At 66.3% G+C, this 26,041-nt stretch carries 30 protein-coding genes; 18 read left to right on the top strand and 12 right to left on the bottom strand.

The features are described from left to right. Positions 1 to 10 precede the first annotated feature (10 nt). On the bottom strand, positions 11 to 277 hold the full coding sequence (locus tag MUN23_RS06640; RefSeq protein WP_248763092.1) for a Rho termination factor N-terminal domain-containing protein: 267 nt from the start codon (positions 275 to 277) through the stop codon (positions 11 to 13). A gap of 260 nt (positions 278 to 537) precedes the next feature. Between MUN23_RS06640 and MUN23_RS06635 the strand changes: the two genes are divergently transcribed. Continuing rightward, entirely contained in the window at positions 538 to 1,383 is an 846-nt protein-coding gene (locus tag MUN23_RS06635) for a class I SAM-dependent methyltransferase (protein WP_248763091.1), read from the top strand. Then, positions 1,383 to 1,814 carry an SRPBCC domain-containing protein gene (locus tag MUN23_RS06630; RefSeq protein WP_248763090.1) on the top strand — a complete coding sequence of 144 codons (432 nt, stop codon included), beginning with the start codon at positions 1,383 to 1,385 and terminating at the stop codon, positions 1,812 to 1,814. The genes MUN23_RS06635 and MUN23_RS06630 overlap by 1 nt, the downstream gene beginning before the upstream one ends. Positions 1,815 to 1,965: 151 nt before the next feature. On the opposite strand, the gene MUN23_RS06625 is transcribed toward MUN23_RS06630, so the two are convergent. From MUN23_RS06625 to MUN23_RS06600, 6 genes are all read right to left on the bottom strand, one after another. After that, positions 1,966 to 2,244: an HPr family phosphocarrier protein gene (locus tag MUN23_RS06625; protein ID WP_248763089.1), complete on the bottom strand. Its 279-nt coding sequence runs from the start codon at positions 2,242 to 2,244 to the stop codon at positions 1,966 to 1,968. 67 nt (positions 2,245 to 2,311) lie between these two features. Then, entirely contained in the window at positions 2,312 to 4,348 is a 2,037-nt protein-coding gene (locus tag MUN23_RS06620; protein ID WP_248763088.1) for a fructose-specific PTS transporter subunit EIIC, read from the bottom strand. Positions 4,349 to 4,350: 2 nt separating this feature from the next. Then, positions 4,351 to 5,358 (bottom strand): 1-phosphofructokinase family hexose kinase, encoded by a 1,008-nt coding sequence (locus MUN23_RS06615; RefSeq protein WP_248763087.1) that lies wholly within the window; start codon positions 5,356 to 5,358, stop codon positions 4,351 to 4,353. Beyond that, entirely contained in the window at positions 5,355 to 6,158 is an 804-nt protein-coding gene (locus MUN23_RS06610) for a DeoR/GlpR family DNA-binding transcription regulator (RefSeq protein WP_248763086.1), read from the bottom strand. Before MUN23_RS06610 ends, MUN23_RS06615 begins: the two co-directional genes overlap by 4 nt. 213 nt (positions 6,159 to 6,371) lie before the next feature. Then, entirely contained in the window at positions 6,372 to 6,629 is a 258-nt protein-coding gene (locus MUN23_RS06605; RefSeq protein ID WP_056348963.1) for a DUF6458 family protein, read from the bottom strand. A gap of 96 nt (positions 6,630 to 6,725) precedes the next feature. After that, positions 6,726 to 7,997, bottom strand: coding sequence for an NAD(P)/FAD-dependent oxidoreductase (locus tag MUN23_RS06600; protein ID WP_248763085.1), 1,272 nt, complete (start codon positions 7,995 to 7,997; stop codon positions 6,726 to 6,728). Between the two features lie 109 nt (positions 7,998 to 8,106). Between MUN23_RS06600 and MUN23_RS06595 the strand changes: the two genes are divergently transcribed. The 4 genes from MUN23_RS06595 to MUN23_RS06580 all read left to right on the top strand — a co-directional run bounded on the left by MUN23_RS06595 (position 8,107) and on the right by MUN23_RS06580 (position 13,040). Then, complete coding sequence (locus tag MUN23_RS06595; RefSeq protein ID WP_248763084.1) at positions 8,107 to 8,574, top strand: MarR family transcriptional regulator; 468 nt, start codon at positions 8,107 to 8,109, stop codon at positions 8,572 to 8,574. 90 nt (positions 8,575 to 8,664) lie between these two features. Then, positions 8,665 to 9,282, top strand: coding sequence for an alpha/beta hydrolase (locus MUN23_RS06590; protein ID WP_248763083.1), 618 nt, complete (start codon positions 8,665 to 8,667; stop codon positions 9,280 to 9,282). A gap of 530 nt (positions 9,283 to 9,812) precedes the next feature. Continuing rightward, complete coding sequence (locus MUN23_RS06585) at positions 9,813 to 10,616, top strand: HAD family phosphatase (protein WP_248763082.1); 804 nt, start codon at positions 9,813 to 9,815, stop codon at positions 10,614 to 10,616. Between the two features lie 81 nt (positions 10,617 to 10,697). Next, positions 10,698 to 13,040 carry a glycoside hydrolase family 65 protein gene (locus MUN23_RS06580; RefSeq protein WP_248763081.1) on the top strand — a complete coding sequence of 781 codons (2,343 nt, stop codon included), beginning with the start codon at positions 10,698 to 10,700 and terminating at the stop codon, positions 13,038 to 13,040. A gap of 48 nt (positions 13,041 to 13,088) precedes the next feature. Here MUN23_RS06580 and MUN23_RS06575 read toward each other — a convergent pair whose 3' ends face one another. Further along, positions 13,089 to 14,315, bottom strand: a complete 1,227-nt coding sequence (locus MUN23_RS06575; RefSeq protein ID WP_248763080.1) for an MFS transporter — start codon at positions 14,313 to 14,315, stop codon at positions 13,089 to 13,091. Between the two features lie 153 nt (positions 14,316 to 14,468). On the opposite strand from MUN23_RS06575, the gene MUN23_RS06570 reads away from it, so the two are divergent. Next, positions 14,469 to 15,272, top strand: coding sequence for a hypothetical protein (locus MUN23_RS06570; RefSeq protein ID WP_248763079.1), 804 nt, complete (start codon positions 14,469 to 14,471; stop codon positions 15,270 to 15,272). After that, positions 15,262 to 16,011 (top strand): LamB/YcsF family protein, encoded by a 750-nt coding sequence (locus MUN23_RS06565; protein ID WP_248763078.1) that lies wholly within the window; start codon positions 15,262 to 15,264, stop codon positions 16,009 to 16,011. The genes MUN23_RS06570 and MUN23_RS06565 overlap by 11 nt, the downstream gene beginning before the upstream one ends. An 87-nt stretch (positions 16,012 to 16,098) precedes the next feature. Here MUN23_RS06565 and MUN23_RS06560 read toward each other — a convergent pair whose 3' ends face one another. After that, a complete protein-coding gene (locus MUN23_RS06560; RefSeq protein ID WP_248763077.1) occupies positions 16,099 to 17,448 on the bottom strand; it encodes a DUF445 domain-containing protein in 1,350 nt (449 codons plus the stop codon). Positions 17,449 to 17,498: 50 nt separating this feature from the next. Between MUN23_RS06560 and MUN23_RS06555 the strand changes: the two genes are divergently transcribed. From MUN23_RS06555 to MUN23_RS06530, 6 genes are all read left to right on the top strand, one after another. Beyond that, positions 17,499 to 18,407, top strand: coding sequence for a glycerophosphodiester phosphodiesterase family protein (locus tag MUN23_RS06555; RefSeq protein WP_248763076.1), 909 nt, complete (start codon positions 17,499 to 17,501; stop codon positions 18,405 to 18,407). 75 nt (positions 18,408 to 18,482) lie between these two features. Further along, a complete protein-coding gene (locus MUN23_RS06550; RefSeq protein WP_248763075.1) occupies positions 18,483 to 18,971 on the top strand; it encodes a hypothetical protein in 489 nt (162 codons plus the stop codon). Further along, positions 18,968 to 19,783 carry an AzlC family ABC transporter permease gene (locus tag MUN23_RS06545; RefSeq protein WP_248764015.1) on the top strand — a complete coding sequence of 272 codons (816 nt, stop codon included), beginning with the start codon at positions 18,968 to 18,970 and terminating at the stop codon, positions 19,781 to 19,783. Before MUN23_RS06550 ends, MUN23_RS06545 begins: the two co-directional genes overlap by 4 nt. Beyond that, positions 19,780 to 20,091 (top strand): AzlD domain-containing protein, encoded by a 312-nt coding sequence (locus MUN23_RS06540; protein WP_104062968.1) that lies wholly within the window; start codon positions 19,780 to 19,782, stop codon positions 20,089 to 20,091. Before MUN23_RS06545 ends, MUN23_RS06540 begins: the two co-directional genes overlap by 4 nt. Positions 20,092 to 20,185: 94 nt before the next feature. Continuing rightward, on the top strand, positions 20,186 to 20,461 hold the full coding sequence (locus MUN23_RS06535; protein WP_240484350.1) for a hypothetical protein: 276 nt from the start codon (positions 20,186 to 20,188) through the stop codon (positions 20,459 to 20,461). A gap of 57 nt (positions 20,462 to 20,518) precedes the next feature. Then, positions 20,519 to 20,857, top strand: a complete 339-nt coding sequence (locus MUN23_RS06530) for a hypothetical protein (RefSeq protein ID WP_248763074.1) — start codon at positions 20,519 to 20,521, stop codon at positions 20,855 to 20,857. Between the two features lie 55 nt (positions 20,858 to 20,912). Here the strand turns inward: MUN23_RS06530 and MUN23_RS06525 are convergent, their stop codons facing one another. Both MUN23_RS06525 and MUN23_RS06520 read right to left on the bottom strand, forming a co-directional pair. Further along, positions 20,913 to 21,131 carry a hypothetical protein gene (locus MUN23_RS06525; RefSeq protein WP_248763073.1) on the bottom strand — a complete coding sequence of 73 codons (219 nt, stop codon included), beginning with the start codon at positions 21,129 to 21,131 and terminating at the stop codon, positions 20,913 to 20,915. 161 nt (positions 21,132 to 21,292) lie between these two features. After that, positions 21,293 to 21,928 (bottom strand): TetR/AcrR family transcriptional regulator, encoded by a 636-nt coding sequence (locus MUN23_RS06520; protein WP_248763072.1) that lies wholly within the window; start codon positions 21,926 to 21,928, stop codon positions 21,293 to 21,295. A gap of 120 nt (positions 21,929 to 22,048) precedes the next feature. On the opposite strand from MUN23_RS06520, the gene MUN23_RS06515 reads away from it, so the two are divergent. From MUN23_RS06515 to MUN23_RS06500, 4 genes are all read left to right on the top strand, one after another. Further along, positions 22,049 to 22,372, top strand: a complete 324-nt coding sequence (locus MUN23_RS06515; protein ID WP_248763071.1) for a thiamine-binding protein — start codon at positions 22,049 to 22,051, stop codon at positions 22,370 to 22,372. A gap of 32 nt (positions 22,373 to 22,404) precedes the next feature. After that, on the top strand, positions 22,405 to 23,082 hold the full coding sequence (locus MUN23_RS06510; protein ID WP_248763070.1) for an O-methyltransferase: 678 nt from the start codon (positions 22,405 to 22,407) through the stop codon (positions 23,080 to 23,082). A 358-nt stretch (positions 23,083 to 23,440) separates the two neighbouring features. Continuing rightward, positions 23,441 to 24,010 (top strand): hypothetical protein, encoded by a 570-nt coding sequence (locus MUN23_RS06505; protein ID WP_248763069.1) that lies wholly within the window; start codon positions 23,441 to 23,443, stop codon positions 24,008 to 24,010. A 101-nt stretch (positions 24,011 to 24,111) separates the two neighbouring features. Next, positions 24,112 to 25,062, top strand: coding sequence for a spermidine synthase (locus tag MUN23_RS06500; protein ID WP_248763068.1), 951 nt, complete (start codon positions 24,112 to 24,114; stop codon positions 25,060 to 25,062). Here MUN23_RS06500 and MUN23_RS06495 read toward each other — a convergent pair. Beyond that, on the bottom strand, positions 25,059 to 25,955 hold the full coding sequence (locus MUN23_RS06495; protein WP_248763067.1) for a LysR family transcriptional regulator: 897 nt from the start codon (positions 25,953 to 25,955) through the stop codon (positions 25,059 to 25,061). The two genes, MUN23_RS06500 and MUN23_RS06495, sit on opposite strands and share 4 nt — an antisense overlap. Positions 25,956 to 26,041: the final 86 nt, after the last annotated feature.

Genomic DNA, 26,041 nt, shown 5'->3' with positions numbered 1-26,041 from the left:
TGGCAGCCGCCTAGGAGTTCCGCAGGGCGGAGATAAGCTCGCTCTTCTTTTTGGCTGAGTAGCCGGTGAGGCCTATTTCCTTTGCTTTGGCCTTGAGTTGCGGGACGGTCCAGTCGTCGTAGTCGCCGGATTTCCCGCCCTTGCGGCCCACCGCGGAGCGGCCTTTCTTGGCGACCGCGTTCGAGATACGGGCGGCTTTCTGCTTGGACGCGCCGTCCTCGCGCAGTTCCTCGTAGAGTTCAGGATCTTTCAGGCTAGGGTTCTTTTTGCCGGGCATGTCGTCCTCCTTCGCCGGGACCGGGAAATCCTGGACGCCGTAGCGCCGTAATGGCTGGTCAGGCTTCCACGCTAATTCCGGGGTTGGGGAAACACAAGGAAACCCTAAGTTTGCTTGCTTCCACGCCGAGCCCTAGCCCCAGACGCTTTACAGCCCGCCCCGCTGCGGCCACAATGGGTCGCATTGCAGCCCTGTGCAACAGCGTGCTGTCACTCGAAGCCTGTCAAGGGAAAAGCCTGTCAAAGGAGAGGGGCGCCACCATGAATGACAAAGTGGACGTAGACGAGGCAGACCGGGCTCTGAAGCAAAAGCACCGGGCCATGTGGGCTTCAGGGGATTACCCCGCGCTGGCTAGTGAGATGCTCCTGGATCTCGGAGCCATCCTGGTGGATGCGTGCGGAGTCAAAGCCAAGCAGCGTGTTCTGGACGTCGGTACGGGTTCCGGCAACGCGGCCATCCCCGCTGCCATGATGGGTGCCCAGGTGATTGCCAGTGATCTGACTCCGGAACTGTTCGACGCCGGGCGCCGGCAGGCTGCCGATCGCGGCGTCGAGCTTGAATGGGCGGAAGCAGACGCAGAGGCCCTGCCGTTCGAGGACGACAGATTCGACGTGGTGACGTCCTGCCTGGGTGTGATGTTCGCGCCGCACCACCAGGCCGGTGCGGACGAAATCGTCCGGGTGTGCAAACCCGGCGGCACCATCGGCCTGCTCAGTTGGACGCCCGAAGGCTTCATTGGCAGGATGTTTGCCACCATGAAGCCGTTCGCGCCGCCGCCTCCGCCCGGAGCCCAGCCGCCCCCGCTGTGGGGCAGCGAAGACCACGTGCGGGAACTCTTCGGCGACAGGATCACCGATATCCAGGCGAAAAAGCGCACGTTGGCCATCCGCAGTTTCCACCAGCCGGAGGACTTCCTGCGGTACTTCAAGTCCCACTACGGTCCCACGATCTCGGTCTACAAGTTCATCGGCGACGACCGGGACAAGGCACAGGCCCTGGACAAAGCCCTGACCGAACTGGCCGATTCGTTTGGCGAGGCCCACGGTGATGCCGTATGGCAAATGGACTGGGAATATCTGCTCTTGACCGCCAAGGAGGCCCGGTAGTGCCCGTGAACCTCGTAGCCACCTCCACCATCACCATTGATGCTCCGGCGGACCGAGTCTGGAAGGTCATCACCGATCCAGCCGCCGTGAAGGAATTTATGTTCGGCGCGGACCTGGAGACGGATTGGACGGAGGGTAGCCCCATCGCGTGGCGCGGCGAGTGGGAAGGCAAAACCTACGAAGATAAGGGCACGATCCTCGAGGTGGATCCCGGCCGCCAGCTGGTCCACACGCATTTCAGTCCGCTGGGCGGCGAAGAGGACAAGCCGGAAAATTACCACACGCTCACGTGGACCCTTGAGGACCAGGACGGTGCAACAACGCTCACGCTCTCACAGGACAACAACGCCAACGAAGATGCGGCGGAGCACTCCAAGGGCATGTGGGACATGCTCGTGGCGGACGTCAAGAAGATCGCCGAACGCCCCTAAGCAGCCCAAGTGAGTAGCAGTAAGTCGTTATGAGCGTCCATTACGACACTTACTGCTACCTCGTCGGGCCAGACGCTTAAGAACCAGCGGCCGCCGTCGTACCTACCCCGAAGAGGGGACAGGCGCGACGGCGGCCGCTGGCGCAGAGCCGCTACTCGGCGTCGTGATCCGTTTCCAGGATCTGGACGAGACGCGCCAGGGCGTCATCCGCGCCGGTACCTTCGGCGCGGAGCACCACAACGTCGCCGTGGGCGGCACCCAGGCTCATGAGGGACAGGATGCTCGCGGCGTCCATTGCCTCATCGACCGGCTCGCCTTGGCGGGCGATGGTGATGTCCAGGTCGGACTCGCCGGCGGCCTCCGCAAAGATGGCGGCGGGGCGGGCGTGCAGGCCTACGCGGCTGGCGACGGTTGCGGTGCGTTCTGACATTGTTGCTCCTTTTGTCTTTCGGCGCCTGTACGTTCAGCGCCGTGAATCGTTGTTTGGTAAGGCCGGGTCAGACCGTTGCGGGAACGGGCTCCACGGTAGCAGCCGGCTTGGCAGCAGCCCAGCGCTTCAGGGCGATGACGGCCAAGGCGCTGACCACCATTCCGGCGAGGATGGCGATGATGAACATCAGCAGATTGCCGATGGCGAAGAAGACGAAGAAGCCGCCGTGGGGCGCCTGCGACGTAACGCCGGTGGCCATGCAGAGGGCGCCGGTGAGGGCGCCGCCCACCATGCTGGCGGGGATGACGCGCAGGGGGTCGGACGCGGCGAACGGGATGGCGCCTTCTGAGATGAATGACGCGCCCAGCAGCCAGGCCGCTTTGCCGTTTTCACGCTCGTTCAGGGTGAAAAGCTTCTTGTCCAGGACAGTGGCCAGGGCCATCGCCAGCGGCGGGACCATGCCTGCAGCCATAACGGTTCCCATGATCAGCCAGGGAGCCTGGTTGTCGGCGCTGCCGTTGGTCAACCCCGCAACAGCGAAAGCGTAGGCCACCTTGTTGACCGGGCCGCCGAGGTCGAAGCACATCATCAGGCCGAGGATGATGCCGAGGACCACGGCCGAGGCGCCGCTCATGCCCGTGAGCCAGCCGTTGAGGGCTGCCGTGAGGCCCGCGATGGGACCGCCGAGGACCAGGAACATCAGGCCGGAGGCAAAGATGGAGCCGAGCAGCGGGATGATCACCACGGGCATCAGGCCGCGGAGCCAGCGCGGTACCTGCCAGGTCCCGATCAGGTGGGCGATGTAGCCCGCGAGCAGGCCGCCGATGATGCCACCCAGGAAGCCGGCATCCATGAAGAACGCCACGGAGCCAGCCACGAAGCCCGGTGCAATGCCTGGCCGGTCGGCGATGGCGTATGCGATGTAGCCGGCCAGTGCGGGAACCAGGAAGTTCATGGACAGGGCGCCGATCTTGAACAGCACAGCGCCGAGGTAGATGGCGAGGCCGCCCTCGGGGAGGTTGAAGAAGCTGTTCTCCAGCACCACCGTGTCCGCGACTTTAGTAATGTCGTAACCGCCCAGCAGGAAGCCCAGGGCGATCAGCAGGCCGCCACCGGCAACGAACGGGATCATGTAGCTAACGCCGGTGAGCAGTGCCCGCTTCAGCTTCTGGCCGATGTGCTCGCCCTTTTCGGATGCTTCCTGGTCCGCCTGCTCTTCGGCACCGAAGTGCGGTACGCGGCGGGCGTGCGGATCCGTGGCTGCAGCAAGTGCTTCCTGGACCATTTTGGCGGGCTCGTCGATGCCGCGCTTGACGGGAGCGTTGATGACGGGCTTGCCGGCGAAGCGCTCCTTGCCGCGGACGTCCACGTCCACCGCGAAGATCACGGCTTCGGCGGCGGCAATAACGGCAGGGTCAAGCGGCTTCGCGCCGGAGGAACCTTGGGTCTCCACCTGCAGGTCCACGCCCATTTCCTGGGCTGCGGCTACCAGTGAGTCGGCGGCCATGTAGGTGTGGGCGATGCCGGTGGGGCACGCGGTCACGGCCACCAGGCGCCTGGGGCCCGCGGTGGTTGAGCTAGTCGAAACCGAGTCTGTCGAAACGGCAGCAGCAGCCGCCTCAGCAGGAGCAGCAGCCGCATGGGCTGCCGGCTTGTCCGCCAAAGCGCCGTCCACGAGTTCCACGATTTCCTCGCGGGAAGACGCCGCACGTAGCGCGGCAGTGAAGTCCTTTTTGATCAGGGACCGGGCCAGCTTGGACAGCAGCTTCAGGTGCTCCTGGTCCGCGCCTTCGGGGGCTGCGATGAAGAAGATCAGGTCCGCGGGGCCGTCCTTGGCGCCGAAGTCCACCTTGGGGTTAAGCCGGGCCATGGCCAGTGTGGGTTCGAGGACAGCGGCTGAGCGGCAGTGCGGGATGGCAATGCCGCCGGGGATGCCGGTCGCTGTCTTCTGCTCGCGGGCGAATGCGTCGGCGAAGAGGCCTTCAACTTCTGACGCGCGGCCGGTGGCAGCAACTTTGCTGGCCAGGTGCCGGATCACGTCCTCGGGCGAGGTGCCCAGGTTCTGGTCGAGCTCGACCAGTTCGGTGGTGATGAGCTGAGTCACTGTCAATCCTTTCGAAGGGCCGTGATGGTTACGGCTTCCGGGGTGGTTTGGTGGACTGCCGGAACAGTAGAACCCGGCAGCGAAGCGGCGGCGGCACCATGTGCCACAGCCTGACGGAGGCAATCGGCCGGGGCGGCGCCCTGGCCGTGGGCGAGCAGATAGCCAGCCAGCGATGAATCGCCCGCGCCGACAGTACTGACCGCGGCGACCGGCGGATGCGTGGCAAGCCACGCGCCGTCGGCCGTTACCAGGACAGCTCCCTTGGATCCGAGAGTTGCCAGCACAGCACCCACACCGGAACGCACGACGGCGGCGGCGGCCGCTGCGGCGGCCTCCGGATCCGCTTCAAGTTCGTCTGCGGTGGACGCCGTGGCGAACCCGGCTGCAGCAGCCAGTTCCGCTAGTTCCTCGGCGTTGGGTTTGAGGAGGTCCGGTTTGCCGGACATGCCATCCAGCGAGGTGCCGGAGACTGCGGCCGCGAGCGGCGCGCCGGAGGAGTCGACGGCGATGAGCGGCGCGCCGCCGTCGGCTCCCGAACCAGAACCCGCCCGCAACCGCCGCGTGACGGTGGCGTAGAAGTCGGCCGGGAAGCCGGGAGGCAGGGAACCGGCCAGGACCACCCAGCTGGCGCCGCGGGCGCGTTCCAGCAGCAGACCGATCAGGGCTTCCTGCTGGACTGCATCCATGATGGGTCCGGGCTCGTTGATCTTGGTGGTCACACCACCCGGCTCGGTGAGCGCCACGTTGGTTCGCAGCGGCTCGTCGATGGGGAGGGCCGCGAACGGCACGCCATCGTGGAGCAGCCCGGCGAGGACGGGATCACTCGCGGCGCCCGGGAGCACCGCGATGGTCTCCAGGCCGGAGGCAACCAGGGCGCGGGAGACGTTGACGCCCTTGCCGCCGGATTCCTGGCTGACCGAGACGGCGCGCTGGACCTCGCCGCGTTCCAGGGGTCCGGGCAGGGCCACCGTGCGGTCCAGGCTGGGGTTGGCCGTGAAGGTGACGATCACGCGATCACCACGTCGACGCCGGCCTCGGTCAGGGCTGCCGCCAGTTCGGGGCTGGGCTCGCTGTCTGTAATCAAGGTGTCCAGATCTTTCAGGGAGGCGAACTGGACCAGGGTTTCTGCGTCCAGCTTGGAGGAATCGGCCAGCACCACGATGCGGCGTGCCGAATGGACGAAGGCTGCCTTGACGGCGGCTTCTTCAGGATCGGGCGTGCTGAGGCCAAACGTGGGGTGGATGCCGTTGGTGCCGATGAACGCGATGTCCGGACGCATCCGCTGCGCGGCCTCCACTGTTGACTGCCCCACGGCGGCCTGGGTGAGGCCGCGCACCCGGCCGCCCAGGATCTGGAGGGCGATTCCGGGAGCGCTGGACAGTTTGGCTGCTATGGGAACGGCGTGGGTGATGACCACCAGTTCGGCTCCACTTCCGCCGGCGGAAGGTTCGACGGCGGCGCGGCGGGAGAGGAGGTCGGCCAACGCTTCGGTGGTGGAACCGGCGTCGAGCAGGATGCTGCCGGACGTGCCCTGGGGGATCAGGGCCAGGGCCGCCTGCGCGATGCGCATCTTCTGATCCGGGCGCTGGATGGTCCGTTCGATGATGCTTTCCTCAGTGGTGCTGAAGCGGTCGGCCGCCACTGCTCCGCCGTGGACCCGGCGCACGGTGCCGGTGGTTTCGAGGGCGGCGAGGTCGCGGCGGACGGTTTCGGTGGTGATGCGGAAGCGCTCCGCCAGCATGGTGACGCTGACCCGGCCCGTGCCGGCGACTAGCTCGGCGATCTTCTGCTGGCGCTCCTCGGCGAACACGTACCCTCCATTGCGTAAAGTGCTGAATCCCAGCGGCTGTGACGTCCAGTGACTGGCATCACATGATGTTGAATTACTTGACTTTATCTGTGTCTATGTTGGTTTGTCAACGAAAGCCACAAAAACACAGAAAGCCGGGCCGGGTCTTCGCGCGGAAACGGAAAAGCCGGGCCGGACCTGTGTGGTCCGGCCCGGCGTCGGGGTGGTTCTGAGCTAGATGCCGCCGTCGCGGCTTTCGTTGCGGGTGATGCGCTCGCCGGTGTTGGGATCAACCACCGAACGGGTTTCGCTGACCCGGCGGCTGCGCCCCGGTGAGGCCAGGATGAGGGAGGCGATCAGGCCGATCACGCCAACGGCCATCAGGATGTAGCCCACCATGACCTGGTCTATGAAGGGGATCAGTCCTGGGGCGACGGCCCAGGCCAGGATGGCGCCGAGTGCAATAAGGAAGATGGAGGAACCGATTCTCATGACTTGCTCCTTGTTGTCCGCTGATCTTGTGGGGCGGTACTGCGTGCGGCAGTGTTCTGTGCGCCGCACTTGCTAAGCATGCTTTCCAGCGTCAGGCTACCTCATCTGTCCGGTGTTGGGCGGAACGCTGGCCTCAAATCCGGCGCCGGGCCCGGCTTCCCAGTCGATGTGGTGCCGGTAGACCCAGTCGAAGTTCTCCGCGGCCTTCCGGGAGAGCGAGCGGAACACGGATTTCAGGATCAGGTCCTCGAACGCACGCTTGAACTGCCCGCGGATCTTTGGCGCCGCGTTGCGCCGGCCCCACTCCACCACGGCCTCGGCGCGTTCGCGGCGCTCGCCCTCGTAGCGTGTGAACGCGGACTCGATGAGGCCTCCGGTATGGGTTTCGGGGCTGATGCCCTGCAAGGCCCGGCCCAGGGTGACGGCGTCCTCGAAGGCCATCGAGGCGCCCTGTCCGGACGACGGCGAGGCGGCGTGGGCGGCGTCGCCAACCAGGACCATCCGGCCCCGGTGCCATCGGGGGATGCTCGGGAAATCGAAGGTGGAGTATGGCCTGATGATGTCGGGTGTGGCGGTGACGATGGCCGCCATGGGTGTCCTGTCGGCGGACACCAGGCCTGCCAGCCAGTCCCTCACCGCCGCGGGAGCGAGCCTCGATGGATCCTCCGAGGCCCGCTGTAAGGGATTGGCGAACCACCAGATCCGGCCGTCCGGGTCCTGCATGTAGCAGTAGAAGCAGCGTTTGCCGAAGATCATTTTCATCTGCCCCGGCAAGGTGTCCGCGGTGCCGGCGGGCATCGTTCCGGCCGGAACGATGCCGCCCGTGTTGAGCAGCGGGACGCTGCGCGGTGGCGGAGATTGGGGTTCGATCAGCGTCCGGACGGTGGACCGCAGCCCGTCCGCGCCGATCAGCAGGTGGCCTTCGGCGGAGGTTCCGTCGTCGAATGCTGCGGTCACGCCGTCGGGGGTTTCCGTCACGGACCTGAGCCTCTTTCCGTACAGGATGCGGATGCCCCGCCGCGTCGCTTCCGTGCGGAGCAGGCTGTAGAGCTCGGAACGGGTCAGTGTGCGGGCGGTGGTCCCGTCGGGCAGGGCGCCACCGTACTCGAAGTCGATCAGGTGGCGTCCCGTGGAGCCCAGGTACATGGACATCCGCGGCGTGCTGAACCCCAGCCCTGCCGCGGCGTGCTTCAGCCCCAGGGTGTCCAGGGCGTCGAAGCCGTTGACGGCGACGGTAAGGAAGCCTCCGACGCCGTCCGACGGGCCGCCGTACGCTTCGAAGACAACGGGGGTGTGCCCCGCCTTTTGCAGTGACAGGGCCGTCGCCAGCCCCGCGACGCCGGACCCGATGATGAGGCAGATCAACATGGCTGTTCTCCTTACTGAATTTATTTCGTTCGTTCAAAAGAAATATATTCGCAAAAAGGATCCAGGGCAATCCTTTCGGTGGTACGAAATAATTTGTTAGCCTCGGAGCATGCGGACACAGCGTGAGGACCTGCTTCAGGCGGTCTACGAGTCAGGACGGGAACTGTCGACGGCGGCGGTCATGTTCCATACGAAACTCTCCGAACTGCGGGGACTCTCGGCCACCGAGGGCAAGGCGATCGACATTCTGATGCGCTTCGGCCCCCTGACGGCGGGGGAGTTCGGCGAGCGGTCCGGCTTGGCCCCCGCCTCCGTGACCGGCCTGATGCAGCGGCTTGAGGCCAAGGGTGTGGCCCGGCGCGTCCGGCATGAGGAGGACAGGCGCAAGGTGCTCATCGAACTGGTGGGGGACCAGGCCTCTGCCGCAGCGCCTTATTTCCTGGATTTCATGGGCGGGCTGGCGGCCCTGCTGGAGGGCTACAGCGACGAGCAGTTGCGGACCATCGCCGACTTCTCATCCAAGGCTGCTGCGGTCCAGCAGGATGCGGCCGGGCGCCTGGGGTCCGGGGCAGAATAGAGCGCCAAGCAGGGCGAGCGGCTTTTCCGGCACATTCGCGGCAGGAGTCGATGCGAGCCGCTGGCCCGCCGGACTGGCTACGCTGATCCGATGGAAACAGTTACGTGGTCCAAGCCGGAAAGCGAACGGGACGGCACACCGCTGCTCGTCATGATGCATGGCTACGGCACCGACGAGTCGCGGATGGTGCGGCTGTTCGAATACCTGCCGGCCGAGTTCACTTGTGTTGCCCTGCGCGCACCCATGGTGATCGGCGACCACTACGGCTGGTTCCTGCTGGACTACTTCCTGGCCAACGATTTCGCGGATGTCATCGCTGCCACCAACACCGTCCAGGCGTGGATTAACTCTGTCAGGAGCCAGCACAGCAGTGTGAGTCTGTTGGGTTACTCGCAGGGGATGGCCATGGCCAGCACGCTGCTCCGGCTCCATCCCGCGGATTACAGGGCCACGGTTGGGCTTTCCGGTTTTGTGCTGGAAAACGAGCTGCTGTCCCTGACCGAATCCTTCACGGCCCCGCCGCCCTTCTTCTGGGGGCGGGACAAGGCGGACCTGGTGATCAATGAGGACGCCACGGCCTACACCGGACAATGGCTGAACGAAAACACCCGGCTGACCGCCAGGACGTATCCGGGCATGGGCCACGCCATGAGCAAGACGGAGATGGTGGACGTCAGCGCGTTCCTGCGCCAATATGTGCTCGGCTGACCTGCGTCATCGTTTCAAGCGCGTGATCGGTTGAACCCTGTGCCGGCAGGGCGTTTGCCCGGTACCGCAATATGAGAAAAAACAGTTGCGCGAGAAATTTGTAAGCGCTTACACTCGTCCGTGGCCCACTCTTTGCGGGCCCTTGAAACCGTCGGAAAGGGCAGCCGGACAGATGCCATGTGCCAGGCCTCCATCCAAGCCTCCTGCCCGCCTTGCGCCACGATGCCTGCTCCGCCAAGTTGTCAGGCCGTGCCAAGGCGCTCATGATGGAAGAAGACGTTAAAAAGCAGCCCATCGGCCCGCCGTGGTTTTACCGTGGCCCTTAGCCGACCCTGCTGACCCGGCGGCATCGTGGCCGCCCCTCCGCTCCTTGCTTGGACCCCTCCTTGCTGCCCGCCGCTTTTCTGCCAGCTCTTCCACGTTCCGCCTGTTTGCGCAGCCCCCGCTTACATAGCCCCATTACTTACCGCCCCGTGACATCCCGCCCGTGACATCCCGCCTGTTGCCCGCCGTCTGAAAGGACACCGCGCATGACTGACGTACTGAAAGCCCAAAGCACCAGCTGGACCACGGCCTCCGCCATCCTGTTCGACCTCGACGGCGTGCTGACCCCCACGGCCACTGTCCACGAACAGGCGTGGAAGGAACTTTTCGAGGGCTTCCTGGCGTCCCGTCCGGATGTGCCCGGCTACCGCGAGGACGATTACTTCGATCACATCGACGGCAAGCCCAGGTTCGACGGCGTCCGGGACTTCCTGGCGTCGCGCGGCATCGTGCTCCCCGAAGGAGCACCCAGTGACGGCACCACCGGTCAAGGTTCCACCGAGGACTCCGGGCAGGACGCCACCCAGCAGGACCTTACCCAGCAGGACGCCGCCAACGCCACCGTCCAGGGACTGGGCAACCGGAAAAACAAGGTTTTCAACGGCATCGTCAGCGCCGGCGTCGAGCCGTTTGAGGGCTCAGTGCGATTCCTGGAAGCCGCCGTGGACCGCGGACTCAAGGTCGCCGTCGTCTCCTCATCCCGGAACGCTCCGGCTGTGCTTAAAGCCGCCGGCCTGAACGGGTACTTCGAAATAGTGGTTGACGGTGTGGTGGCTGCGGCCCAGGGCCTGCCCGGCAAACCGAGCCCGGCCACGTACCAGTACGCCGCGGAATTGCTGGGCCTGCCCAGCGAAGAGTGCGTGGTGGTTGAGGACGCTGTCTCGGGTGTCCAGGCCGGACACGCGGGGCAGTTCCACTCGGTGATCGGCGTGGACCGCGGCGCCGGTCGGCAGACCCTGCTCGACGCCGGAGCCACGAGCGTGGTCAACGACCTCGACGAACTGCTCTAACAGCCATCGCCGCCCGAGGCTCCCCGGCCTCAGGCACGAAGCACCTCCCCGCAACGCACAACGCCAAAGGACCCCAACACCATGGCTCTTATCACCGCGGACCGTGAACGGTTCCCCAACACCCCCTGGCAGCTTGTGGAAACACGCCACCAGCCGGGCAGCGCGGGCACCCTTGAGACGCTATTTGCCCTGGGCAACGGCCATCTGGGCATCCGCGGTGCGCACTGGGCGGCCTCGGACGCAGACCTTCCGGGCAGCTTCATCAACGGCCTCCATGAGATCTGGGACATCAAGCATGCGGAGAACGCGTTCGGTTTCGCCCGGACCGGACAGCGGATCATCTACATTCCTGATGCGAACAACTTCACGGTGATCATCGACGGCGAGAGCCTCACCCTCGCCGAATCAGCCGTGCTGGACTACCGCCGCTCCGTCGACTTCGCCACCGGCATCTACGAATGCCGGATCACCTGGCTGTGCCGGTCCGGCGCCACGGTGACCACCACAGAACGCCGCGCCGTGGGCTTCGCCTCGCGCGGCAGCCTGGGCATCTCGCTCGAAGTAGCTTCGGACCGCGAGGTTTCCGCCGATGTGACGTCCTCCGTCATCAACCGCCAGGACCAGCCTGTGGAGGACCACTCGGCGCATGACCCGCGCCGGGCAGGCCGGCACGCAGGCCGGGTGCTCCTCCCGGTAAGGACCGACGGCGGCGACGGCTCGCTCCGTCTCTCCTGGGAAGCGGCGGAATCCGGGCAGCGCGTGGGAATCGCCGTGGACCACTGGACTTCCGCCGGCCACCAGCCCTTTGAGACCGTGGCAGGCGAAGACGACAGTAGCGTCCGGTACGTCCTTGCCGTCCGCGCCGACGAGCCGTTCCGGCTCGAAAAGGGCGTCAGCTATGCCGCCGGCCGCGGCGTCCAGGACTCGGATCGGGACGCGGCGGAGGCCGCCGAAGCCGGGCTCCGGTCTGTGGAGGACATCTTCACCGAGAGCCGCGAGCATTACCGCGCGTACTGGGACACCTCGGACATAGAGGTGGGCGGCCAGCCCGAGCTCCAGCAGGCCATCCGTTGGAACCTGTTCCAGCTGGCCCAGGCCACCGCGCGGGCCGACATCGCCGGCATCCCCGCGAAGGGCGTCACGGGCTCAGGCTATGAGGGGCACTATTTCTGGGACCAGGAGGTCTACCTCCTGCCCTACCTCACCTACACGAACCCCGGCGGCGCCCGCCAGGTCCTGGAGTTCCGGCACGACATGCTGCCGGCCGCCAAGATCCGGGCCAAGGAGCTCAGCGTGGAGGGCGCACTGTTCCCGTGGCGCACCATCAACGGACTTGAAGCCAGCGCCTATTACGCCGCCGGCACGGCGCAGTTCCACATCGCTGCGGCTATCGCCTTCGCCACCAACCGCTACCTGTGGGCCAGCGGCGACGAAACCTTCCGCGAGGGTATGGGTGCCGAACTCCTGATCGAAACCGCCCGCATGTGGGCCGCCTTGGGCTTCTTCGGCAAGGACGGGGCCTTCCACATCCACGGCGTTACCGGCCCTGACGAGTACACGGCGGTTGTCAACGACAACCTCTATACCAACGTGATGGCCCGCTTTAACTTGCGCGCGGCTGCGGCGCTGGACCACCCGGAGATCGACGACGCCGAACGCGAGCTGTGGGAGCAGGCCGCGGCCCGCATCCACCTGCCCTTCGACGAAGACCTGCAGGTCTACTCGCAGGACAACGACTTCATGACCCTGGAGCCGTGGGACTGGACCACTCCCAGGTCGAAGTACCCGCTGCTGCTGAACTTCCACCCGCTTGTGATCTACCGGCACCAGGTGCTGAAGCAGGCAGACACAGTGCTGGCCATGTTCCTGCAGTGGCAGGATTTCTCCGCCGAGGAGAAGCGCCGCGCGTTCGATTTTTACGACCCCATCACCACCGGCGATTCCACCCTGTCCGCCTGCGTGCAGGGGATCATGGCTGCCGAGGTGGGGCACGCTGAGGCCGCCCTGGAGCACTTCACGAACGCCGTTTTCATCGACCTGGACGACACCCATGGCAACACGATCGACGGCGTGCACATCGCCTCCGCCGGGGGAGTCTGGAGCTCGCTGGTCTCCGGTTTTGCCGGGCTTAGGGACCAGGGCCACCTGCCGTTCTTCGATCCGCGGCTTCCGGCAGAGTGGGAGGCGCTGTCCTTCCACCTGAAGATCCAGGGCCGGCTCCTGCTGGTGGAGCTTGACGCCGGGGCACTCACGCTCAGCGTCCGCAGCGGCGGACCGCTCGACGTGGATGTCCGCGGTCAAGTGCACAGCATTGGTGAAGTAGCGGTCCGGGTTGCCCTGGATCCCTTTGAGGTTCCGGAACGCACTGTCTTCCCCAGCGGGCCCCCGACGGCGAGCCTCCCCATTGTGGGGTTCCGCGCCTGACGTGATTGCGCGCCTGACGTGATTGCGAGCCTCAGGTGACGGGGTGCGTCAGTCTCCTGCCGCCGTCGTGCGTTCCACCACAACTGGCCTGTCCAGCGGGTGGGCCAGTTCGTCGGCGGGCATCCTGGCGGCGATCATGGCGACCACCGCCAGGACCGGGCAGACGACGCCGGCGGCCAGGAAAATTGCCCAGATGGGGAAGACCATGCCCACGCTGCCGGTGGCGCCCCAGACGAACATTGCGGCGGCCACGGTCCAGAAGCTGTCCAGAATGCCGACGGCGGCCAGCGGCAGGCTGCCCGCACCCCAGGACACCATCATGACCGTGAGGTAGCGGCGCGGCAGTTTCAGGGATGCGGTCACCAGGGAGCCGACGGCCCCGCCCACGCCCATCACGGCCAGCAGGAAGCCGAACATGCTCGAGTCACCGCCGAGCTGGTCGCGGACCACAAACGGCATCAGCACTTCGATGGGACCGATCAGGAACAGCACCGATACGCCGGCCCACAGCAAGGTCCACAGCAGCCACGGTGTGCGGATGGTGTAGCTGATGCCCTCGCGGAGGTCGTGGAAGAAGGACGTTTTTGCGGCGCCCGTTGCCCCGGCGTCTGCGTCTGCCCCGGCGTGCGCCCCCGCCCCGGCCCTCGCGCTCCCGCCGTCGGCCCCGTTGTGGGGCGCGTCCAGGGCATGGCGCCCCAGGAAGTTCAGGACGATGAACGCCAGCAGGTGGCAGGTGGCCACTCCGGTCACGGCGTGCGACGGCGAGAGCGCCGCCACCACCACGCCCGCCACGGCGGGTCCGGCCGCCTGCTGGAGGATGGGCCGCATGGTCCCCTCCATGCCGTTCGCGGCCAGCAGGTCCTCGGGCGGCAGGATGCGCGGCAGGATCGCGGAGTAGGCAGGGAAGAAGAACGCGGCGCCCACGCCCAGCACAAAGCTGCCCACGGCGAGATGCCACAGCTGCAGCCACCCGGCCATGGCCAGCCCGCTGATCGCCGCGATAACGGCGAGGTTGGCACCTTCAACGGCAATGATCAGGAGCCGCTGCGGCACGCGGTCAGCGGCGATCCCGCCCGCGAGGACGAAGGCCACCAGGCCGATGCTGCCGGCAGTGGCCACCAGGGACAGCTCCAGCGGGCCGCCGCCGAGGTGGATCACCTGGTAGACCATGGCGACAGCCCACATTCCGGATCCGAAAATGGAGATGGCCAGCGCCGCTATGAGGACCCGGTACTCGCGGTGCGCAAAGGGCCGCAGGGCTTGGAGTGTGGGCATAGGGCAAGTCTAGGCTGGGCCGGTTTTTGGCGGAACTCAACGACGTGGTCCGGTGGGCGCCGGGACCGCTTATTCTTAAGCACCCTTAGTGTTAAGGGAGGGCCGCAGCCAAAACTGCCGGCGGACACAAGCAGTACCGAAGCAGAGGTGACCATGGCCAAGCGCAGCAATCCCGCAGTACGTATCGCACAGGAGACCGCCCACAACGCGGTGTTCGACGCCGACGGCAAGCCGAAACCCGGAGTCCACAACATGCTCCTCCGGGCAGTCGAAATCCAGCGGCCGCTGGTGCTCGCCTACGTCCGGCGGCTGCAACGCAAGCACCCGCGCGCCAGCGCCGCCAGGCTCGCGGAGATCCTGGAACGCGACTACCTGCGGGCGGTGACCGGCGGCGGTGCGATCGTCGGGGCAACTGCCGTTGTGCCCGGCGTCGGAACCGTGGCCTCCCTGGGCCTCTCCGCCGTGGCTACCGTTGGCTTCCTTGAGGCCACGGCACTTTATGCCACCTCGCTGGCGGAACTTCATGGCATCCGGCTGACCAACCCGGAAAAGGCCAGCACCATGGTCATGGCCATCATGCTGGGCGAGGAGGGGACGTCACTGCTGGGAACGCTGAGCGGCCAGGCCATGGGCAAGGGAGCGAGCGCCACCCAGGCGTGGGGCAACGTGCTGACCAAGTCCATGCCATCGGGCTTCGGTGCCATTCGGAACAAGATCCAGAGGGCCTTCCTCAAGAACCTGCTCAAACGCCAAGGCACGGCCCTGCTTGGCCGGGCGCTTCCGTTCGGCATCGGCGCGGTGGTGGGCGGTGCCGGTAACCTCATTATGGGCCGCGCCGTGGTGGCGAACGCCAAGGAAGCCTTTGGCCCCATGCCGGACACCATCCCGGGGGAGCTCAGGGCCGTGGCGGCGGAACCGGAAAAACTTACTCTGGAAGGCAACAACCTTGGATCTTAACGCTGACCTCGGCGAATCGTTCGGCTCATGGAACATGGGGGACGACGCCGCCATGTTCCGGCTGGTGACCAGCGCGAACGTGGCCTGCGGCTTCCACGCGGGGGATCCCGTCACCATGCTGGACAGCTGCCGCGCCGCCTTCGAGCTCGACGTCACCGTTGGTGCGCACGTGGGGTACCGGGACCTGGCCGGCTTCGGCCGCCGGTCCCTGGACATGTCCTTCGATGAGCTGTTCGGTGACGTCCTCTACCAGCTGGGCGCGCTCGACGGCGTGGCGCACGCCGTCGGGGCCTCCGTTGACTACGTCAAACCCCATGGCGCCCTGTACAACCGCCTGGTCCACGACGCCGAGCAGGCGTCCGCCGTGGTTGCCGCCATCCAGGCCTACGACCCCGGCCTGCCGATCCTCGGCCTGCCGGGCTCACAGCTGCTGATCCAGGCCAAGGAAGCCGGCCACCCGGTGTTTGTTGAGGCCTTTGTGGACCGCGCATACCAGGCGGACGGGACTTTGGTGCCGCGCTCCCAGGCTGGTGCTGTCCTCCACGACGTCGACTCGATCGTTGAGCGCGCAGTGCGCCTCGCGACGAAGGGCGAAGTTGTGGCCGTGGACGGAACGGTGGTTCAGGTCCGGCCCGACTCCCTGTGCATCCACGGCGACACCCCCGGAGCCGTGGAAATGGCCGCCGGTGTTCGCGCCGGGCTCGAAGGTGCCGGCGTGCAGCTGGAGTCCTTCGCGTAGCCGTCAGGTCAAAACGGCGCGAACGGACACTTGAGGCCCCCGGAGTCGAGGGCCCCAAGTGTCCCCTCGCGCCGGTGGAAGGCGCGGCTAACCGAAGACCAGGTGCGCCGCGCTGAAGATGACCAGCCCGGCCAGTGAGCCCACCACGGTGCCGTTGATCCGGATGAACTGCAGGTCTTTGCCCACCTGGAGTTCGATCTTCTGCGACGTTTCCTCGGCATCCCAGCGGGCCACGGTATCGGTGATCACGCCGGCGATGTCGGAGCGGTAGGTCCGCACCAGGTAACCGGCGGCGTCGCCGATCCAGGCATTGACCTTGCCGGCCAGTTCGGCGTCGTTCACCAGGCGTGAGCCGAAATCGCGCACCGCCGCCTTGAACCGAACCGTCAGTTCACTGTCCGGATCGTCCACCGCAGACAGCAGGGCGCTCTTCACGGTTCCCCAGGTGCGGGAGGCCAGCTCGCGGACCTCGGGGTCTCCCAGAACCTGTGCCTTGATGTCCTCGGCCCGGGCGATCATCGCGGGATCATGCTGAAGGTCCTGCGCGAGGTCGTTCAGGTACTTGTCGATCTGCTGCCGGACCTGGTGGTTCGGATCGGACTGGACGGCGCGCGTGAACTTGAGGATCTCCACGTAAACCTTGTCGCCCACCAGCCCGTCCACAAACTGCGGAACCCAGGTGGGGGACCGGTCCGAGACTAGCCGGCTGACGGTTTCGTGATTGTCGTCCACCCAGTCCGCTGCGCGGTCAACCAGCAGGTCCACGAGCTTGTGGTGGTGCCCATCGGCAAAAATCCGTTCCGCCATCCTGCCCACTGGCGGTCCCCACGGCGGAGCCAGCAGGTGCTTACGCACCATTCCCTCGATGACCGCCTGGACGTCGTCGTCGTTCAACACCTTGAACGCACCGCGGATGACGGCGGCACCCTCCTTCGCCACGCGCTCGGCGCCACCCGGACCGGCGAGCCATTGGCCGGCCTTCCGCGCCACGTCCACCGAAGCGAGCTTCTCCTGGACCACCTGCTCGGACAGGAAGTTGGTCTCCACAAACTCGCCCAGCGACGCCCCGATCTGGTCCTTGCGGCGCGGGATAATGGCGGTGTGCGGGATCTTGATGCCCATGGGGTACTTGAACAGCGCGGTGACGGCGAACCAGTCGGCCAGCGCGCCCACCATGCCGCCCTCAGCCGCGGCCCGGACGTACTGCAGCCACGGATACTCCTTCTGCAGCGCGAATGCGAACACAAAAACGATGGCCATGGCAATGAGGAGTCCCAGCGCCACAAGCTTCATTTTCCGCAGCGCTGCCGCCTTTTCAGCGTCCCCGGCGCTGAGTTGATGACCGACGACGGCGGCCCTCGCCTTGGGCGACCGCGGCGCGGGGCCTGCGGGCCGGGACGGGTCCGGGAGGGTAGTTGGCTCAGAGTTCACCTGCATGTGCCCAGCCTAGCGCCGAGCCGCCTGGCGGCGTCCGCTAGCGTGTCCTCATGACATTCGAGGAGTCTGAGCCGGAACGGCCACTGGTTTTTGCCCACCGGGGCGCCAGCGCGGCATTTGCCGAACACACGCGCGCCGCTTACCTTCAGGCCATTGCCGACGGCGCGGACGGGGTGGAGTGCGACGTCCACTTGACCCGGGACCAGCACGCCGTGCTGCTCCATGACGCCAACCTGGACCGGACCTCGGACGGAACCGGACCTGTTGCTGACCGAACACTGGCGGAGTTGCGGCTGCTGGACTTTTCGTCCTGGAAAGGCGCCCGGATCCCGGAGGAATACGGCGCAAAGTCAGAGCAGCTCCTCACGCTCCCTCAACTCCTGGACATCCTGCGTGGCGCTGGCCGGCCGATCGGCCTGGCAATCGAGCTCAAGCACCCCAGTCCTTACCAGCTGAAACTGGAAGACCGTGTGCTGGACGTGCTCCGGGGCGAAGGCTGGGACGCCGGAACTTCCTCGGTGGACAACATCCAGGTGACGTTCATGAGCTTCAGCCCGGATTCCGTAAAGCACCTGCTCCGGAGTGTGCCGGCCGAATTCCTCTGCCAACTGGTGGACGACATCGACGTCGACGAACTCCGCGACGAACTGAGCCTCGGCCCCCTGGCTGGCGGCGCCATCGCCAACCTGATGAAGGCGGCGCAGCTGGAAGGCGAACGCATCCTCGACGAGTGCGACGTGGGACTCGCGGGGCCCGGAATCATGTACGTCCGCGAGCACGCCCGGACCGTGCAGCGCTGGCTGGAGTCCGGCCGCCGCTTCCGCGTATGGACCGTTGATTCGGAGCGGGATGTGGCGCTCTGCCAAGGGCTGGGAATCCACGAGATCACCACGAACAAACCAGCCAGGGTGCTGGCGCAGCTGCAATCGAGCGGGCAACAGGTCCAGCTGCCGTCCTGAGCCGCTGCTGTTCAGCCGCTGCTGTTTAGCCGCTGCTGTTTAGCCCCCGGGGCGGCGCTGTGATTGAGTGGACCCATGCCTTTTCGCTGGTCCGCCCGGGCCACCCAAACAGTCTCCGCGGCGGCCATGAGCGCGCTGCTGATGACCAGCGCCATGAAGCACTTCCGCGAGCCACGGTTCTTCGAACAGGTGGTCCCGGATTATCTGTGCCGCGAGACTCGAGGTGCCGGCGGCGAGTTGCGGGAGGGGCGCGAAGTGCCAGCGCCCGACGGCGGTAGGCGGCCCCTGGCAGTGATGTCACGGGAGGAATGGATTGCGGTGAGCGGACTGCTGGAGGCGGGTGCCGCCGTCGGCCTCCTGATCCCGGTGACACGGCGGGCAACCGCCACCGCCGTGACTGGAATGTTCACGGTATTCCTGGCCGGCCACGTGGACGCACTTCGCCGCGCCTATGGCTCCGCCGGGTCCCCGATGCAGCGCAAGGTCCATACCGTCCGGTTTCCGCTTCAGCTGCCGCTCATCCTGTGGGCTTGGAGCCTGCGGAACCCGGGACGACGGCGGTGAAGCTGCTCGCCTCGCCCGCCGTGCGCGTGGGAATCTCGATCAGCATCGCCACCGGCCTCTACGGAGTGTCTTTCGGCGCGCTGTCCGTCACCTCAGGACTTGATTTCTGGCAGACCATGGCGCTCAGCCTGCTGCTTTTCAGCGGCGGTTCCCAGTTCGCGTTCATCGGTGTGGTGGCCGGCGGAGGCTCCGGAATTGCCGCCATGAGCGCAGCCACGTTGCTGGGCATGCGGAACGGCATCTACGGCATGCAGCTCAATGCGCTCCTGCATCCGACGGGCTGGCGGAAGTATGTTGCCGCACAAGTCACCATTGACGAGTCGACCGCCACCAGCAGCGGGCAGACCGACCCCGACGAGCAACGCCGTGGTTTTTGGACGGCCGGGATTGGCATCTACATTCTCTGGAACCTGTTCACCGCCGTGGGGGCCCTCGCCGGGAGCGGATTGGGTGATCCCAAACAGTGGGGCCTGGACGGTGCGGCAGTGGCCGCATTCCTGGCCCTGCTGTGGCCGCGGCTCAAGGGGCGGGAACCGGCGGCGATTGCCGTGGTGTGCGCACTCGCCACGGTTGTAGCCGTGCCGTTCGTTCCCGCAGGCGTGCCCATCCTGATCGCCGCCGTGGTGGCTGCGCTGATCGGCTGGTTCAGCCACGGACGCAGTGACGAAGGCCTGGAGCCGGATGTGGATCCCTACGACGAGCACCATGGGCGCCGGGGCAAAAACCGGGACGCGCACCTGGACAATCAGAGGGACAGCCACGGGGACGGCAAGGGGGACGGCCACGGGCAGACGGGGCAGGCGGGCGCATGAATCTCTGGATCTGGTTGTTGCTGGCGTGCGTCCTTGCCTACGCGTGGAAGCTGGTGGGCTATTTCGTCCCGGCGAAGCTGCTGAAGGACCCCCGGATGTCGCGTATCGCCGGCACCATGACCATCGGACTTCTGGCATCCCTGACCATTGTCAATACTGTGGCGTCCGGCCAGACGCTGGCCGCCGACGCGCGGCTGGGAGCCCTGGCCGCCGCCGCCGTCGCGTTGGCTTTCCGGGCGCCCTTCCTGCTGGTGGTGGTGGTGGGAGCCGGTGCCGCAGCCCTGCTGCGGCTCATCGGATGGAACTGACCGCCGATCTGGTGAAACCGACGCCGGAACACTGGTGGTGCGGCTCATATGCGTTATAGCATGGGCCTGGCTATGCAGTTGGCCGTGGACTCTCATGAGAGCGCTGACCATGGAAATAAGGCTGCACCCAGCCGGTGCGAGACCCGGCAAAACCCGCCGTCCAGCACGTGACGGTTGGCGCGCCGGGCTTCCGGTCAAGCGCTTCTTTACCCGGTTCCGGTCCCTGGCAGACCTGCCGCCGGAGGACCTGGACGTACTGTCCGAGCGGATGAGACTGGCGCTGGACGTCAGCCAGGAAGCAAACATCGCCGCCCTGCACGCGGCGGTACGGGCCGAACTCCGAAACCGGGAAACGGAACCGGACGATTGATGGCCGGCCGGTGTATCTGCGTGAGGCTGTCGCTACGGCCTAAAGGAGTCACAGAAGATGAACGAACAGCCAGAGCCCAACACCCCGGATCCGGATAGCGGAACCGACAACCCCCAGGCTTCGGACCCGAAGCCACGGCCGGTCTATGACACCACTGTCTCCGAATCGACGCGGGAACTGCGGGATACTTCCCGGCGCCGCCGCGATGCCGAGGAGAAGCTGCAGCAGCACCTGTTGGAGGCCAAGGAGCACGTGCCCCATCACTACGATCATGAGCCTCACAAGCACGGCCAGGAGCCTCCCACGGCGGAAGGGAAAGGCAGCGCCGGGCCGCAGGAGAACACGCCCGAAGAAACCAAACCTCAACAAAGGAACCCCGGGGGCGACGTCAGCTGATTGGGCTCACCGTCAGCCCGGCACCGCCACCCTCGTGGTCCGGGCCGTAGGCCGGTCAGGCGGTTTGCTCATCCTCTGGCGACCCGGTCCGGCGGGCGCTTTCCTCGACGGCCAGCTCGTACCACGCCTGCGCACCGAATACCGGGGTGGGAGTGTCGAGGTTTTGGTAGAGGGCGTCCAGCAGATTGGCCAGGTCCTCCGCTGCGAGGGAAGGAAGGACCACTTCCGGGCCGCGGGGGTCGTGGATAACCTGGGACAAGTGGGTCTGGTTCATCGGCGGACGATGGCGTTGGACTGGCTGCGCTGGAGGTGTTTCACTCATGCTCCCTCAGAAGATTCAGAGGCTGGCTGCGTAACCCTACCTGAGTCTAATCCAACGTTTGGACACCAACAATGGGGCGCCCGTGGTGGTGGTCCGGCGGGAGGGCACAAGTGTCAGGTGAACTGTGGACCCTGCAGCTGCGGGGCGGGCAGCGGCACATGCGCGGGCAACGGACGGTGGGGCCGTTCAGTGCGGATGGCGTCCTCGATCAGTGCCAGCGGGCGGCGCCAGGCGTCGGAACCTGGCTCCATGGTGTCCACGACACCGATCAGCATGGCGAGCAGGCGGAACATGTCAGTCATGGAAATATCCGAACGCAGGGTGCCTTGACCCTGGCCGCGGCCCAGCAGGACACTCATGGAATCCATCAGCGAGCCGGTGATGCCGGTGAGGAGTTCGCGGCGGCCCGCAACGGCGCCCAGCAGGTTGGCGTCGGCACTGGCCGCGGCCATGATGGCCTCGAGGACGCGCAGCAGTCCCGCGGTTGCGTCGATGTCCGCCAACGCGTCCGCCATCACAGGGTCCACCGACTCCCGGAGCTGCCGGTTGAGGGCGGCCAGGACCAGCTCCTCCTTGTCGGCGAAGTTCCGGAACAGGGTGGCCGGGCCAACGCCTGCCGTCAGTGCGATGATCTGGAGGGGAACCTCGGGCCCATGCTCGCGGAAGCACTGGCGCGCGGCCAGGATGATCTTGTCCACATTCCGGGCAGCGTCTGCGCGTAGTGGCTTGCGGACGACAGCAATGCTCATTCGTTCAGGTTAGCAATGCCGCAGGCAGCCCTCATGGTTACCGGAGGGTAGCAACGTATGTGACGCTGCGCCGGCTTCACCAGACCCGTTTCGGGTTGGGCCACATGGCAGACTTGCCCTATGTTGCTTGCATTTTCAGTCGCCCCGTCCGGTACGCCCGCAGGGGGATCGCGTCCCACCGACGCATCAGTGCACGACGCCGTTGCGGCCGCCGTGCGGATCGTCCGGGAGTCGGGCCTGCCCAACCAGACGGACTCAATGTTCACCACCATCGAGGGCGAATGGGACGAGGTGTTCGACGTCGTAAAGCGCGCCACCGAAGCCGTGGGCAAATTTGGCAGCCGTGTCTCACTGGTCATCAAGGCAGACATCCGGCCCGGTTATAAGGGCGAGCTCAGCGCCAAGGTGGACCGCCTCGAAGGGGCACTCGTCGACGGTTCCTAGACCGTCGCGTGCCGGCGTGCCAGACTGTGGCCATGTTTGAGCACAAGACCCAGCCGGGGTGGGTGGCAGTGGAAGACTTTCTCACAACCACCGTGGTGCACCCAGACACCGCGCTTGTACAGGCCGTGCGCTCCGCCGTCGACGCGGGCATGCCGCCCATCGAAGTGACGCCCAACGCCGGCAAGCTGCTCAAGCTCCTGGTCCAGCTGTCCGGCGCCCGCCGGGTGCTGGAGATCGGCACGCTCGCAGGGTTCAGCACCATCTGGATGGCGCAGGGACTGCCCGACGGCGGCCGGCTGGTGACGTGCGAATACCTCGCCAAGCATGCGGACATCGCCAGGGCGAATGTGGAGGCGGCCGGCTTGGGGGACAAGGTGGAGATCCGCGTGGGCGCTGCCCTGGACACCCTGGCCGCGCTGCAGTCGGAGGGCCAGGAGCCGTTCGATTTTGTGTTCATCGATGCGGACAAGGAAAACGACGCCGCGTACCTTGAGTGGGCCGTGCGCCTGGGCAGGCCGGGAACCGTGGTGGTCCTGGACAACGCCGTCTGGGAGGGCGCGGTGCTGGATCCTTCCATTGACCAGGTCAATGCCCCCGGGATCATCAGCGCCCTGGAACTGCTGGGCCAACATCCGCAGCTCGATGCCACCGTGATCCAGACGGTCGGGTCCAAAGGCTGGGACGGGTTCGCCTTGGCACGCGTCCGCTGAGTGCCGGTCGGCTGTGTACCTGCGAGCAGAGCAAGGGGGCCGACGACGACTGGGGGGACTGGCCTCGGTCTCAGAAGAGGCCACCTCGCCGCCGACCCCGTCTGATACCCGGGACGCGGAGGAGCCGGGAAGCCTGAAAGAATCTGCTGGTATTGATTTTCCTCCAAGTGGCAGGCCCTGCCTAGTCCCGTGTGGCACTGCCTGTCCCGGCTGGTCCCACACTGGCCGCAAGATGCTAAGCATGGTTACTATTAGGGGTCGGGTACCGCGGCCAACTGGATTGCAGGAGGTCTGTATCGCCTGCCGGCCTTGCATCGCAGGGACCCCGTCACAACGAAGTGGAAAGAGGTGGGCAGCTTTGGACACAACATCGTGGATTTGGGTGATTGTTGCCGTCGTCGTGGTGGTCCTGATTGTGCTGTGGCTGGTGACGGGGCGTCGCCGTCGGGCCATGGAGCTGAAGCGGGACGAATCGCACCGCGAAAAGGCAGCCGAAATGCGTCGGAAAGCCGGGGACATCGAACTCGACGCGCGGGAGAACGAAGCCCGGGCCAGCCGCGCCCGCGCAGACGCGGAACAGGCGCAGGTGGACGCGGCGCGGCTGAAGCAGGAGGCTGAGCAGACGGCCGACAGCGCGAGGTCCCTCCGGGAGGACGTCGCCGAGCGCACGCAGAAGGCCAACGCGCTGGACCCGGACATGAATCAGGACGGGGACGCGCGTGCCGACGCCACACGCACGGACGCCAACGTGCATCCGGACGACGCCACCCGCACCGACGCCACCCGGGCGGAGGAACTTCGGCGGGACGCCGACGTGAATCCGGAAGGCGACGAGCGAACCGACGCCACCCGCTCTGACGCCACCCGGGCGGAGGAACTTCGGCGGGATCGGGAAAGGACAGATCGGGACAGGCCGCTCGCAACCTAGCCAGGTTCGGCGCCCGGATCGGTCTGGACCGCGACCGCGCCGGACTGCTGACGCGGGGCGGTCAATTATGGTTGATCCATGACTGAAGCGGCATACGGGTAATGGCTAAGCGCGGCAAGTCAGGCGGGCGGAACAGCCAGCGTTCGACGGCGGGTGTCATCGAGGTGCCCAAGGGGACCCGTCCCGAGGGCCCGGTTGAGGGTGTCTACTACGTTGATACCGGCGACTGCGAGCTCATTGCGGACCAGGACAACTCCAACGGTTGGCTCCTGAAGATCAACGGCGTCATGAGCTCCCACATCGACCTCGCCGATCCGTTGTTCCTCGATTTTGAGTACATGCGCTGGATGGCGGCGCTGATTGAGTCACGCTGGCCGCCGAAGTCCGGAAAGGGCGGCACCAAGGCTGCCGCGCCCACCGCGGGCGGAGCCGAGAAGCTGCGCGGACTGCATCTGGGCGGCGGCGCCTGTTCCCTGGCCCGGTACTTCCACACCGCCTATCCGGACGCCCGGCAGGTGGTGGTGGAGCTCGATGGCAAGCTGGCCGGGTACGTCCGCGGCTGGTTCGATCTGCCCAAGGCGCCACTGCTGCGGCTGCGCGTGGGGGAGGCCCGCGAGGTCACCGAGACGCTCACGCCGGACAGCCGCGACTTCATCATCCGTGACGTGTTTGCCGGTTCACTCACCCCGCGGCCGCTCACCACCGCCGAGTTCAATGACCACATCAAGCGGGTCCTGTCGCCGGGCGGCATCTATGTAGTGAACTCAGGCGACGCCCCGGATCTGAAGAATGCGCGGGAGGACGCTGCCACCATCGCGGCCGCGTTCGCACACACCGTCATCATCGCCGACCCCTCCATGCTGAAGGGCCGCCGCTACGGCAACATGGTGATGGCCGGCAGCGACACCCCGCTGGACGGGGACCCGCAGCTTGCCCGCCGGCTTTTGGGCGGTGCCGTCCCGGCCCACATCTGGAACGACGCCCAGGTGCGGGCCTTCGCCGCGAACTCCCCGGTCCGTCACGACCCGGCAGCGCCATCGATTGAGCGTTAGCCCCTGCCCAGCAGGGCGTCCCGGTGCGCCGCCGTCTGGTCGCGCAATGCCTGCACCACGGCGGCCACTGCAGGGCGGCGCATCGAATCGGGTCGCAGCACCATCCAGTAAGGGAGCAATTCGGCGAAGTCGTCGGGGAGCAGCCGGACCAGGTCGCTGTGCAGATTGCCCATGAAGCACGGCAGGAATCCGATGCCGGCGCCGGCGCGGGTGGCCTCCACATGGACAAACACGTTAGTGGACGTCAGCCCTTCGCGCATGGCCGGCACCAGCCGCCGGGGCGCGTCCAGGTCGTCCACCTGCAGCATCGAATCCACAAAGTACACCAGCGGGTGCTCCGTCAGCTCAGCAACGCTCGCCGGCGTCCCGTTCTCGGCAAGGTAGGCACGCGAGGCGTACATCCCCAGCATGTACTCGCCCAGCTGGACGGCTTCGGCCCGGTGGACCTGCGGTTCGCCCACCACTACCTCGATGTCCAGCCCGGAACGCTGCTGCAGCGCCCGGCGGGTCATCGTCACCACTTCCACGCTCAGTCCCGGGTGTTTCCGGCGCAGCCGTGCCACGGCGGGCGCGGCGATGTAGGCGCTGAAGCCGTCGGTCGCCGTCATGCGCACGACGCCGGTAATCGGGTCCGGTGCCTGGCCTGCCGGTCCCAGCGCACTCACCGCTGCCTCCACCTGTTCGGCGACCCGGACGGCCTCCGTGCCTAGCTCTGTCAGTTCCCAGCCGCCGGCCGCCCGCGCCAGGACGCGGCCGCCCAGCGCCTTCTCCAGGGCGGCTATCCGACGCGAAACGGTGGTGTGGTTCAGCCCCAACACTTGCGCCGCCGTCGTAAATTTGGCGGAGCGGGATACAGCGAGCAGGACCAGGAGGTCATCGGGATTCGCCTTCATATCTGCAATTGTGCACACAGCTGGTGCTGGATTGGGCATTGAAGGCGCATGTTTGTGCAGTAATACTCAGTGGAGCCATTAGTGCT

It is taken from the genome of Pseudarthrobacter sp. SSS035 (assembly GCF_023273875.1).
Lineage (GTDB): Bacteria > Actinomycetota > Actinomycetes > Actinomycetales > Micrococcaceae > Arthrobacter.
Note: the sequence above shows the minus strand (reverse complement) of the source record. Positions and strands in the feature narration are given on the sequence as shown.

Bases quoted from the DNA above. Each gene is read 5' to 3' on its own strand.
- MUN23_RS06600 (WP_248763085.1), bottom strand. From the start codon at position 7,997: ATGTTGATCTGCCTCATCATCGGGTCCGGCGTCGCGGGGCTGGCGACG.
- MUN23_RS06535 (WP_240484350.1), top strand. From the start codon at position 20,186: ATGAGAGCGCTGACCATGGAAATAAGGCTGCACCCAGCCGGTGCGAGA.
- MUN23_RS06525 (WP_248763073.1), bottom strand. From the start codon at position 21,131: ATGAACCAGACCCACTTGTCCCAGGTTATCCACGACCCCCGCGGCCCG.
- MUN23_RS06640 (WP_248763092.1), bottom strand. From the start codon at position 277: ATGCCCGGCAAAAAGAACCCTAGCCTGAAAGATCCTGAACTCTACGAG.
- MUN23_RS06635 (WP_248763091.1), top strand. From the start codon at position 538: ATGAATGACAAAGTGGACGTAGACGAGGCAGACCGGGCTCTGAAGCAA.
- MUN23_RS06585 (WP_248763082.1), top strand. From the start codon at position 9,813: ATGACTGACGTACTGAAAGCCCAAAGCACCAGCTGGACCACGGCCTCC.
- MUN23_RS06540 (WP_104062968.1), top strand. From the start codon at position 19,780: ATGAATCTCTGGATCTGGTTGTTGCTGGCGTGCGTCCTTGCCTACGCG.
- MUN23_RS06605 (WP_056348963.1), bottom strand. From the start codon at position 6,629: ATGAGAATCGGTTCCTCCATCTTCCTTATTGCACTCGGCGCCATCCTG.
- MUN23_RS06520 (WP_248763072.1), bottom strand. From the start codon at position 21,928: ATGAGCATTGCTGTCGTCCGCAAGCCACTACGCGCAGACGCTGCCCGG.
- MUN23_RS06530 (WP_248763074.1), top strand. From the start codon at position 20,519: ATGAACGAACAGCCAGAGCCCAACACCCCGGATCCGGATAGCGGAACC.
- MUN23_RS06510 (WP_248763070.1), top strand. From the start codon at position 22,405: ATGTTTGAGCACAAGACCCAGCCGGGGTGGGTGGCAGTGGAAGACTTT.
- MUN23_RS06500 (WP_248763068.1), top strand. From the start codon at position 24,112: ATGGCTAAGCGCGGCAAGTCAGGCGGGCGGAACAGCCAGCGTTCGACG.
- MUN23_RS06625 (WP_248763089.1), bottom strand. From the start codon at position 2,244: ATGTCAGAACGCACCGCAACCGTCGCCAGCCGCGTAGGCCTGCACGCC.
- MUN23_RS06555 (WP_248763076.1), top strand. From the start codon at position 17,499: ATGACATTCGAGGAGTCTGAGCCGGAACGGCCACTGGTTTTTGCCCAC.
- MUN23_RS06580 (WP_248763081.1), top strand. From the start codon at position 10,698: ATGGCTCTTATCACCGCGGACCGTGAACGGTTCCCCAACACCCCCTGG.
- MUN23_RS06575 (WP_248763080.1), bottom strand. From the start codon at position 14,315: ATGCCCACACTCCAAGCCCTGCGGCCCTTTGCGCACCGCGAGTACCGG.
- MUN23_RS06560 (WP_248763077.1), bottom strand. From the start codon at position 17,448: ATGCAGGTGAACTCTGAGCCAACTACCCTCCCGGACCCGTCCCGGCCC.
- MUN23_RS06595 (WP_248763084.1), top strand. From the start codon at position 8,107: ATGCGGACACAGCGTGAGGACCTGCTTCAGGCGGTCTACGAGTCAGGA.
- MUN23_RS06515 (WP_248763071.1), top strand. From the start codon at position 22,049: ATGTTGCTTGCATTTTCAGTCGCCCCGTCCGGTACGCCCGCAGGGGGA.
- MUN23_RS06590 (WP_248763083.1), top strand. From the start codon at position 8,665: ATGGAAACAGTTACGTGGTCCAAGCCGGAAAGCGAACGGGACGGCACA.
- MUN23_RS06550 (WP_248763075.1), top strand. From the start codon at position 18,483: ATGCCTTTTCGCTGGTCCGCCCGGGCCACCCAAACAGTCTCCGCGGCG.
- MUN23_RS06495 (WP_248763067.1), bottom strand. From the start codon at position 25,955: ATGAAGGCGAATCCCGATGACCTCCTGGTCCTGCTCGCTGTATCCCGC.
- MUN23_RS06570 (WP_248763079.1), top strand. From the start codon at position 14,469: ATGGCCAAGCGCAGCAATCCCGCAGTACGTATCGCACAGGAGACCGCC.